The following is a 10,771-nucleotide window of genomic DNA, read 5'->3' on the forward strand; positions in this document are numbered from 1 at the left end:
CAATATATTTTAATATAGATTTATATTATAACAAAGGGGGAAAATTTATGAAAAGCCAATTAATAAGAGATTTACATTCTGTAAATATTAGAAGACATCCAATAAATAGAAAAAAATTAGAATGCTTAAAAACTTCAGAAATAGTTAATATATGGTATGAATATTTTAAAAAAGAATAATAATAAATTGCATATACATATAAGCCGCTTTTGCGGCTTTTTTTATGTTTTTAAAATAAACTTATAGATGAAATGTTAACTTAATGATATAAAATAGTTGACTAAAAATGAATTAAGAATTACAATTTAAGTAAAATTGAGTATTTCAAGGAGATTTCAAAATGATACATAAAATTTGTAAAGATATAAAAAATGGATACGAAATAAGCAAAGAAGAAGCTATAGAACTTTTGAAATATAAAACTAAAGATTTGCTTAAATGTGCAAATGAAATTAGAAATTTTTATTTAAAAAATGAATTTGACATTTGCTCTATAGTTAATGGCAAAAGCGGAAAATGCAGTGAAGATTGCAAGTTTTGTTCACAATCATCTAATCATGAAACTAATATAGAAATATATCCTTTATTAAGTAAAGATAATTTAAAAAATGATGCAATATATCACAAGAAAAAAGGAGTTAAAAGATATTCAATTGTTACATCAGGTAAAAATTTAAGTGAAAAAGAAGTTGATAAAATTTGTGAAGTATATAAGTGTATAGTTGATGATGTTGGTATTGAAACATGTGCATCACATGGGTTATTAGATCAGAATGCTTTGAGTAAACTAAAAAAATCAGGAGTAAAAAGATACCATAATAATCTAGAGACTTCGAGACGATATTTTGAAAAAATTTGTACAACTCATACATATGATGAAAAAATAAACACTATAAAGGATGCACAAAGAGTGGGGCTTGAAGTATGTAGTGGAGGAATTTTTGGACTTGGAGAAAGTGAACTAGATAGGATAGAGATGGCTTTTGAGTTAAGACGTTTAAATATAAAATCAATTCCATTAAATGTTTTAAATTATATTGAAGGAACAAGCATAAATATAGAAAATCCTATAACAGAAGATGAGTTTTTAAAATCATTAGCTATTTTTAGATTTATAAATCCTAAAAGCTACATAAGGTTAGCAGGAGGAAGAAATTTATTAACAGACTTTGGACGTATTGCATTTGAAGGTGGTGCAAATGCAACTATAACAGGAGATTTACTAACTACATGTGGAAATACAATTTCAAATGATATCGAAATGATTAAGTCTTTAGGGTTTAAATTATAAGGGGGAGGATTTGATGAATAGTAAAGGTATATTTATTACAGGTACAGACACAGATGTTGGAAAAACTTATATAAGCGCTATGATAATGAAAAGATTATTAAAAAGTAATATAAATGCTACATATTTTAAAGCTGCTTTAAGTGGCGCAGATGAAATAGACAATAAATTAATTCCTGGAGATGCAAAGTATGTATGTGATATTTCAGGTATTGATTCCAATTATGATGAAATGGTATCCTACACTTTTAAAAAAGCAGTTTCACCACACTTAGCATCAGTTATTGAAGATAAAGAAATTAAACTAGAAAAAATAAAATATGATTTTGAGAATTTATCAAATAAGTATGAGTTTATATTAGCAGAAGGAAGTGGAGGTATAGTTTGCCCCATAAAAATTGATGATAATGAATGTATATTATTAGAAGATATAATAAAATTACTAGGCTTTGAGGTATTAGTTGTTGCAAGATCATCTGTAGGTACGATAAATCATACTGTATTAACAGTTAAGTACCTTGAAGAAAAAAATATAAAGATAAGAGGAATTATATTAAATGAGTATGATAAAAACAATATAGTTCATGCTGATAATGCGAAAGTTATAGAAAAACTTACTAATGTCAATATAGTTGCCTTTATTCCTAAGTACCAAAATGAAAGTGATGATATTAATATTGATTTAGATAAAATATTAGAATAATATTGGGGGATTGAAATGAATTTAGTAGAGAAAGATTTAAAATACATATGGCATCCATGTTCTCAGATGAAAGACTATGAAACTTTTAAGCCAATAGTTATAGAAGAGGGTGAAGGAATATACTTATATGATATAAATGGGAACGAATATATAGACGCTATAAGCTCTTGGTGGTGTAATTTATTTGGACACTCAAATAAAAGGATAAATAATGCTATAAATAATCAAATAAATAAATTGGAACATGTAATATTTGCGAATTTTACACATAAGCCAGCAATAGAACTTTGTGAAAGAATAATAAACCTAGCGCCAAATGGTCTGAATAAAGTATTTTTTACAGATAATGGATCAGCATCAGTTGAATGCGCCTTGAAAATGAGTTTTCAATACCATGCTCAAGTTGGAAATACAAAAAAACAAAAGTTTGTAGCTATAACAGATGCATATCATGGAGAAACTATAGGGGCTCTTTCCGTTGGAGATTTAGACTTATATAGCAAAGTATACAATCCTATTATGCTAGACACTAAAAGAGTAGATGGACCAGATTGTTACAGATGTAAATATAATAAAGAAAGAAAAACTTGTGATGCTGAATGTTTTGAAAGTATGGAAGACTATGTAAAAGAAAGTCATGAAGAAATTGCATCAATAATAATAGAGCCTATGCTACAAGGTGCGGCAGGGATGAAGATTTATTCACCTATATATTTAAAAAAATTAAGACAGTTATGTCATAAGTATGATATACACTTAATCGCAGATGAAATAGCTGTTGGATTTGGGCGAACAGGGAAAACGTTTGCGTGCGAACATGCAGATATAACTCCTGATTTTATGTGTTTATCAAAAGGCTTAACAGCAGGATATGTTCCTATGGCTTTAGTTCTTACAAAGGATAATATATATGATGCGTTTTATGATGATTACAATACATATAAAGCATTTATGCATAGCCACACATATTCAGGAAATCCTATAGGATGCAGTATAGCAAATGAAGTTTTAAATATATTTGAGGATGAAAAAATATTATGTAAGAATGAAGAAAAATCAAAATATTTTACAAATCTTTTAAATGAAAGTTTTAAAGAACATAAACATGTTGGGGAAATACGTTCTATAGGTCTTATAAATGCAATTGAATTAGTTGAAGATAAAAATCTTAAACTTGGATTTGATTCAGATCTTAGAGTAGGATATAAGATATATAAAAAAGCACTTAAAAAAGGTGTACTATTAAGACCGCTAGGAAATGTAATTTATTTTAACCCTCCATATGTTATAAGCAAATCTGATATGAAAAAGATAGTAAGAGTTTGTAAAGAGACTATGGATGAAGTTTTAGAAAGTCTAAAAGTTGAAGTTTTATAATATAATTAAAAAAGCTGCTTTTGCAGCTTTTTATTTATGTTTTATAGGTTCATTGTAAGTTTCACCTTTAGTATCTATTTTTATAGATTTAATAACAAATAATGTACCCTTACTTCCTAAATCTTCTATTTTATAAACTAAATCCATTCCATTTATTACTTTACCAAAACCAGCATATTTTCCATTAAGATGAGGAGCAGATTTAGTAATTATAAAAAATTGGCTACCTCCGCTGTTTTTAGATTGACTTCTAGCCATAGATAAAACACCCTCTGTATGTTTTAAATCATTCCTAAAATTGTTTTTATTAAATTCTCCTTCTATTGAATAACCTGGGCCACCCATACCTGATCCCTCAGGGCATCCTCCTTGAATAACAAAGTTTTTTACAATTCTATGAAAAGTTAAATTATCATAAAAGTTATTGTTTGCCAAATGAATAAAATTATTTACTGTATTTGGAGCAATATGAGGATAAAGTTCAGCTTCTATAACGCCTATATTTTCTACATCAATATAGGCTATAGGAAGTTCACTTGGAGCTTCCATTACTTCATTTTTAAATTCTTTTTTAGATCCACTAAAACATCTAAACATTTTAGAGAAAAAATTACTATCAGTACTCATTAAATCACCTTCCAAATTATTTATAGTTTAGATTATATCATACAAGATATAGTTGGTTTGAAATAAATAACAATAAATGTATAAAGAACAAATGTTTGGTTATAATTGAAATATAAATCGATTGAAGTGATAGGAGGAAAATAAAATGAATAGTGTTATATTAGTTGGAAGATTAACTAAAGATCCAGAGGTAAAATATGTAGGAGAAAAAAATATACTTGTAACAAATTTTACATTAGCTGTTGATAGAAAATTAAAAAAAGAAAGTAAAGGGCAAAAAACCGATTTTATAAGAATTGAAGCTTGGAAAGAAGCTGCAGACATATGTGCAAATAAAATTAAAAAAGGAAATTTAGTATCTGTAAAAGGAGAACTTAGAATAGACGAATATTTAGATAAGGAGGAAAATAGAAGATATAGCACTAAAATTACTACTTATAATGTTACTTTATTAGAACATAACAAAAAACAAATAAATGGAATTGACATATTTGAAGGTGAAAAAGTTAATATGGATGAAGCTATGCTTCCACTTTAGATAAAAAGACTACTTGATTTGTTATTGAAATTATAAAAATTTCATATAACAAATCAAGTAGTCTTTTGAGCTGTGAAAAAATTTTTAAAAAAATAATAAGTATTTAATCATATAAATGATATAAGTTATATAATTATATTAAAAATAAACTAATTTAAATAAATAAAGGGAGATGGTATAATGAAAAGGTTAGATTTTATTTATGACAGAGTTAGCATAAGAAGTTATAAGGAAGATAAAGTTCCAAGAGAAGATATTATTGAGATTATTAAAGCAGGTACTTATGCACCTTCTGGAAAAAATCTTCAGAATTGGCACTTTGTAGTAGTAACAGATAAAGATAAAGTAAGAGAAATTGCTAACATTGTTGAAAAAAAGGGGGCTGATTTATCAGAAGGCATTCATGATAAAGAAGCTAGAGATTCATTTAGAAAAATGTTACCATATTATACTGTATTTAAAAATGCACCTATACTAATATTAGTTTATGGAAGTGATTATCCAAATGGTGAATATAATGTACTAGACTTAGTAGGTGCAAGTAAAGAAGAAAAGAAAAAAGCTTTATTTTCAGATCCTGGAATACAAAATATAGGTGCTGCTATGGAAAATATATTATTGGCAGCTAGTGCATTAGGTTATGGAACATGTTGGATGGCTGGACCGAACTTTGCTAGAGAAGAAATAAAAAGTTGTATTGGGTTTGAAAAAGAAGGGTTTGAATTGGTATGTATGACTCCACTAGGGGTACCAAGTGATAAAAAACATCCAAGACCAAGTAGAAAGCCTATAGAAGAAGTACTTTCTTTTATAGATTAAAATAAATATAGACAAAAGATTAGGAGCGATAAGTATGAGCAATAGTTTAGATATATCATATTCATTTGGATATGTATACGATAAAAGCAAATTAATAGTAATGTACCCAGTTGGAGAAAATACCATACCTAAAGATGAGTATGAAATGGAAGTTGAAGTAGCTTTTTTAGAGGATGGTATAGAAAGAGCATTTGAAGAATCTGATATAATTGAGGCAAATGAAACTATAAAACCACTTGAAACATTTTTAATGAAGCCAAATAAAATTATTCCTTTTGTAAGTAGCATAAAAGATAGTGAAACTAAAGATGAATTAAATAATTTATTAAATGACTTTGATAAGGAATATGAAATAAAGCTAAACTATATAAAAAAAGGTTATGAGATTTGTGATATATATGAGGTATTTCAAAATGTAGTAAAGTATATACCGAAAGAAAACATAGAGAATTTAAATATTTTAAAAATAAATGAAAGTAACTTTGATATAGAGAATTTTATAAAAACAACAAGGGAGTCTTTGGATGATACTATAGATAAAGAATATATACCATCTACAATGAGAAAAAGCTCACTTACAGATAGACTTTTTGTAAAAGATGAAAAACCAACTTTAAATAAAGAGAATCTTAATAAAGAAGATATATTAAATACATTAGAAAATAATAGTCTATATGTTACATTTGGAGTAGATTCAAGTTCGTATTCTCAAGGTATATTATGTGCAAATGGAGAAACTATAACAGAATTAGATTGTGATATGGGAGATTTGGAAATTTCTCAAGTTAGAGACTTTGGATATATAATAGAAAAAACTAACGGTGAGCTTTGTTTTAAGATAGCAAACTTTAACGATGAGGCAGCTAATAATCAAAAAATAGCTCAAGTAGTTGATTACAGTGGTATATTTAAAGTGATGATGATAAACTTTGTAAATAAGTTTGTAAAATAAGGCCTATTATATAGGTCTTATTTTACGCAATGGACTTATTAGATTTTAAAATAAACAAAGTAAGTGCTAATAAGTAAAAATTGGTAAACTTGCGATAATATAGTATATATGATAAAATTCAGATGTTAATTTAATCTTAATAAAGACAGGTGATAAAATGCTTAATGAAACGAAAGAATTATTAAAAAACTTCTATGGGTTAGACGATGAAATATTCAACTTATCAAATGAAGTTATGGAAGATATTAAAGGTAGATTTGAAGAAATAAAAGAAACAAGAGAATATAATCAGTATAAAGTTTTAAGAGCTATGCAAGAGTCTAATTTAAGTGACAATCACTTTAACTGGACGACTGGATACGGATATAACGATATAGGTCGTGAAAAAATTGAAGAAATATATTCAAAAGTTTTCAATACAGAAGATGCTATAGTAAGACCTATTATAGTTAATGGAACTCATGCATTAACACTTTGTGTACAAGGTATAGTAAGACCAGGAGATGAAATATTATCTGTAACTGGGAAACCATATGATACACTAGAGGGTGTAATAGGGATTAGAGAAGAAAAAGGATCTTTAAAGGAATTTGGAGTTACATATAATCAAGTAGACTTTTTAGAAAATGGAGAGGTTGACCTTGATGGAATAAAAGAAAAGATTAATGATAAAACAAAACTTGTTATGATCCAAAGATCAAAAGGATATTCATGGAGAAAATCTTTAACTATAGAAGATATAAAAGAAGTTATAGAAACTGTAAAAAGTGTTAAACCAGAAGTTATAGTAATGGTAGATAATTGCTATGGTGAATTTATAGAGACTAAAGAACCTACAGATGTAGGTGCAGATATAATGGCAGGATCACTTATAAAAAATCCAGGTGGAGGACTTGCTTTAACTGGAGGATATATAGTTGGTAAAAAAGAATTAGTAGAACTTGTATCATATAGACTTACATCTCCTGGTATAGGAAAAGAGTGTGGACTTACATTTGGTACGAGTAGAACTGTTTTACAAGGATTCTTTATGGCTCCATATGTAGTTTCACAAGCTTTAATGGGGGCTATATTCTGTTCTAGAATGTTTGAAAAATTAGGTTATGATGTCCTACCAAAGTATGATGACCTAAGAAGTGATATAATCCAATGTGTAAGATTAAATAGTGCAGATGAGGTTGTAGCTTTCTGTCAAGGTGTTCAAGCAGCAGCTCCGGTTGATTCATTTGTTAAACCAGAGCCGTGGGCAATGCCAGGGTATGATAGTGAAGTTATAATGGCTGCAGGAGCATTTATTCAAGGTTCATCTATAGAATTAAGTGCAGATGCACCTATAAAGCCTCCATATAATGTTTACTTCCAAGGTGGATTAACATTTGATCACTCAAAAATGGGAACTTTAAAAGCATATCAATACATGAAAAAGAATAAATAAAAAAACCCTCAGAAATGAGGGTTTATTTTTTATAGTCTATTAATTTTCCTTCATATAAATCTTTATGTGCTATATTTAGGTTAAATTCTTTTGATAAAATACGTATAGCAGCTAATTCGTTGTTAGTAACTATAGAAACTGTATCACCTGTATTGTTTCCTCTACCAGTTCTACCACTTCTATGTATATATTCATTGTTACTAACAGGGAAATCTAAGTTAAAGACATGTGTTACATCTTTAATATCAAGTCCTCTAGCTGATAAATCAGAAGAAACTAACACTTTAGCTTTTCCTGTTCTGAATTTGTATAAAGCATTTTTTCTATCTTCTTTACTCATGCTACCGTATATACATACAGAATTTCTGTTATGGAAGTTTAGCTTATCGTTTATTATCTCTATGCTTTCTTCGTTATTTACAAATACTATAGATTTTTTTGGATTAAGAGCAGCTAAAGACTTTCTAAGATATTTGAATTTATCTCTTTTATCACAAGATAAATACATATGATTTATATTTTTATTAGCAGTTACTTTAGGTTCAGTTTTTATTATCTTAGGTTCTTTCATTATTTCACTTAAGATTTTTATGCACTTATCATTTGCACTAGCAGAAAATGCTAATAATTGTCTATCTCTAAGTGTGCATTTTATTATATCTTTAACTGTATTTACATTTTTAGATGAAAGAAGACTGTCTACTTCATCTAAAACGATTGTTTTTACATTATGAACTTTTAATTTCTTTTGTTTTACTAAATCAAGAATTCTACCTGAAGTACCAACCACTATATGAGGTTTTGTGCTTTTTATATTTTTAATTTGTTTTTGAATATTAACTTCTCCTATTAGAGGAAGTGTAGTTACTTCGATAGTTGAATTTTTAGCAAGTAACTTAACTTGGTCTATTATTTGCATAACTAACTCATGTGTTGGAGCTAAAACTATAACTTGAGTTTCTCTCTTTGAAGTATCTATTTTTTCAAATAGAGGAAGTAAATAAGCTAGTGTTTTTCCACTTCCAGTTTCTGATTGAATTATTAAATCTGTATGATTTTTTATATCATCATAAACTAGGGATTGAATTTTATTTAAATTGTTTATACCTTGAATTTGTAAGGCTTTAACTAGATTAGAATCTAAATTAATATCTTGAGGTTTATTCATTTTTTACTCCTTTTTTATATATTATGTTTAAATTAGATTTATAGTATAACACTAATTTAAACATAATTCAAAAGTATTAATTAAAGGTAAATAAATTTGAATTAGTATATATAGTTGTAATATAATATAAACTATGAAAATCAAAAAGGAGCATAATATGATGAGCAACAAAGTTGAGGAAATTTTATTGAGATTAATTTTATGGAGAGAGGTTTTATATATACCTGCTTATACTTTAATGTATGATTATGCGAATAAATTTTTTTGGATAGTAGTTATAATAGATAGGATTATAAACTTAGCAATAATTGCAAAAAACATAGATATAGATGAATTGTTTGATAAACTTTTAACTTCGTATAAAGATAAGAAGTCTGAAAGTTTAACTAAATTAGGTATATTTACTATAATAACAACACCTATATTGTACATATTAACGCTTATAAATAATCAAAAACTATTTTTTATATTAATTATTTTAGAAATTGCTGACTTTATAGTAATCAAAATATTAGATGATAACTTTAAAATAATCAAAAAAAATAAATAATTAAATAAGAAAAGAAGCACAATAACATTAAATATTGAAATTATAGAGGTGAAATTGTGCGTAAAATAATAAAAATATTTGCTTTAGCTATAACTATTGTGTATTTATTTACAGGAAGTGCAAAAGCACTTAATTATTATGATTTATACTTTCAAAAAACAGATGATAAAATAATAAAAGGAAGTTATGAAGAATTAAATACAAATTTAAATTATGAGACAATTTATAATGTTAACTTAAACAAAGACGAACAAGACGCTATAAATTATGAAATAAAAACTAATATATTTAAAGGGATAAATATAAATAATAAAGATATCGAAAATAAATATAATGAAGGTTATGTAAAGGTAAGGCCTGTATATAGAGAAATAAAAGGCGATATTATAAAAGATTATAAAACTTGGAATGATAAAAAAGAAATAGTTATAAAAATGCCTATTGATATAGAATTTATAAAATAGGAAAGGGTATCTATGGTAGATACCCTTATTTTTATTTTTTATTAAATATGTCTATAAAAATATCTGTGTATCCATGAGCCTTTAGATTTTCAATCATTTCTTCTGCATAAACTCTATTATTAAATGAACCACAAACTACTCTATAGAAAACATTTGAATCTTCTACTGGAGGATTAGTTGGCTTTGTATTTGGGGAATTAGTTTCAATTTTAAACTCTACTCCTACATACTTACATATTCCTTTAGCAATAGCAAGTGCAAATTTATCTTGATCTTCTCTAAGCAACTTGGCATCAAGCTCATTATCTATAAAAGCGAGTTCAATTAAACAAGATCTCATATTACTTTTTCTTAAAACATAAAAGTTTGCAGTTTTTAAGCCTCTATTTTTAGTAAAAGCGTTAGTTTTTAGTATTTCTTCATGTATACAATTAGCTAAATCTTTAGTTTTATCAGTATAGCTAAAAGTTTCAATACCGCTAGCTGTTTTATTAAATGAATTACAATGTATTGAAACGTAGCAGTCAGCACCCCAATTATTAGCTGATGAAGTTCTTCCATCTAAAGAAAGTGTAGAATCATCAGTTCTGCTTAGCTTCACCTCAACATTTTGTTTTTTCAATAATGATTCAACTTTTTTTGCTACTGATAAGTTTATATTTTTTTCAAGTAAATTATTAATACCTACAGCACCACTATCTATACCACCATGGCCTGGATCTATAAAAATTTTTTTGATCATAATTACCTCCTTGAAAGCACATTTGTACATAATGTACTAAAATATATTATGAAACACGATTAAATTTGGTTCGATTAAATAAATATATATTTTATTTATTAGGAAGAA

General features: G+C 26.9%; 13 protein-coding genes. 10 read left to right on the forward strand and 3 right to left on the reverse strand.

The genetic code is table 11. The features are described 5' to 3' along the window. Nucleotides 1-47: 47 nt before the first annotated feature. The 4 genes from VN21_RS19250 to bioA all read left to right on the forward strand — a co-directional run bounded on the left by VN21_RS19250 (nt 48) and on the right by bioA (nt 3,368). Nucleotides 48-179, forward strand: coding sequence for a hypothetical protein (locus VN21_RS19250; RefSeq protein ID WP_021429037.1), 132 nt, complete (start codon nt 48-50; stop codon nt 177-179). Between the two features lie 161 nt (nt 180-340). After that, the gene (bioB, locus tag VN21_RS08815) at nt 341-1,291 is read left to right on the forward strand and encodes a biotin synthase BioB (protein ID WP_046822925.1); all 951 of its coding nucleotides are present in this window, start codon (nt 341-343) and stop codon (nt 1,289-1,291) included. Nucleotides 1,292-1,304: 13 nt separating this feature from the next. Beyond that, a complete protein-coding gene (bioD, locus tag VN21_RS08820) occupies nt 1,305-1,991 on the forward strand; it encodes a dethiobiotin synthase (protein ID WP_046822926.1) in 687 nt (228 codons plus the stop codon). A gap of 15 nt (nt 1,992-2,006) precedes the next feature. Continuing rightward, nucleotides 2,007-3,368 carry an adenosylmethionine--8-amino-7-oxononanoate transaminase gene (gene bioA / locus VN21_RS08825; protein WP_046822927.1) on the forward strand — a complete coding sequence of 454 codons (1,362 nt, stop codon included), beginning with the start codon at nt 2,007-2,009 and terminating at the stop codon, nt 3,366-3,368. 30 nt (nt 3,369-3,398) lie between these two features. On the opposite strand, the gene VN21_RS08830 is transcribed toward bioA, so the two are convergent. Continuing rightward, the gene (locus VN21_RS08830; protein ID WP_226896688.1) at nt 3,399-3,917 is read right to left on the reverse strand and encodes a peptidylprolyl isomerase; all 519 of its coding nucleotides are present in this window, start codon (nt 3,915-3,917) and stop codon (nt 3,399-3,401) included. Nucleotides 3,918-4,140: 223 nt separating this feature from the next. Here VN21_RS08830 and VN21_RS08835 point away from each other — a divergent pair, with 223 nt between their 5' ends. The 4 genes from VN21_RS08835 to VN21_RS08850 all read left to right on the forward strand — a co-directional run bounded on the left by VN21_RS08835 (nt 4,141) and on the right by VN21_RS08850 (nt 7,739). Beyond that, nucleotides 4,141-4,533, forward strand: a complete 393-nt coding sequence (locus VN21_RS08835) for a single-stranded DNA-binding protein (RefSeq protein ID WP_046822929.1) — start codon at nt 4,141-4,143, stop codon at nt 4,531-4,533. Nucleotides 4,534-4,713: 180 nt separating this feature from the next. Next, a complete protein-coding gene (locus VN21_RS08840; protein ID WP_046822930.1) occupies nt 4,714-5,352 on the forward strand; it encodes a nitroreductase family protein in 639 nt (212 codons plus the stop codon). A 34-nt stretch (nt 5,353-5,386) separates the two neighbouring features. Beyond that, entirely contained in the window at nt 5,387-6,304 is a 918-nt protein-coding gene (locus VN21_RS08845; RefSeq protein WP_046822931.1) for a hypothetical protein, read from the forward strand. Nucleotides 6,305-6,461: 157 nt separating this feature from the next. Then, nucleotides 6,462-7,739 (forward strand): methionine gamma-lyase family protein, encoded by a 1,278-nt coding sequence (locus tag VN21_RS08850; protein WP_046822932.1) that lies wholly within the window; start codon nt 6,462-6,464, stop codon nt 7,737-7,739. Between the two features lie 22 nt (nt 7,740-7,761). Here the strand turns inward: VN21_RS08850 and VN21_RS08855 are convergent, their stop codons facing one another. After that, nucleotides 7,762-8,907, reverse strand: coding sequence for a DEAD/DEAH box helicase (locus tag VN21_RS08855; RefSeq protein WP_046822933.1), 1,146 nt, complete (start codon nt 8,905-8,907; stop codon nt 7,762-7,764). A gap of 160 nt (nt 8,908-9,067) precedes the next feature. On the opposite strand from VN21_RS08855, the gene VN21_RS08860 reads away from it, so the two are divergent. Continuing rightward, entirely contained in the window at nt 9,068-9,457 is a 390-nt protein-coding gene (locus VN21_RS08860; protein ID WP_046822934.1) for a hypothetical protein, read from the forward strand. 56 nt (nt 9,458-9,513) lie between these two features. Then, nucleotides 9,514-9,921 carry a hypothetical protein gene (locus VN21_RS08865; protein WP_046822935.1) on the forward strand — a complete coding sequence of 136 codons (408 nt, stop codon included), beginning with the start codon at nt 9,514-9,516 and terminating at the stop codon, nt 9,919-9,921. Between the two features lie 31 nt (nt 9,922-9,952). On the opposite strand, the gene VN21_RS08870 is transcribed toward VN21_RS08865, so the two are convergent. Then, on the reverse strand, nt 9,953-10,663 hold the full coding sequence (locus tag VN21_RS08870; protein ID WP_046822936.1) for an N-acetylmuramoyl-L-alanine amidase: 711 nt from the start codon (nt 10,661-10,663) through the stop codon (nt 9,953-9,955). Nucleotides 10,664-10,771: the final 108 nt, after the last annotated feature.

This window comes from Paraclostridium benzoelyticum (assembly GCF_001006285.1).
Taxonomy (GTDB): Bacteria; Bacillota; Clostridia; order Peptostreptococcales; family Peptostreptococcaceae; genus Paraclostridium; species Paraclostridium benzoelyticum.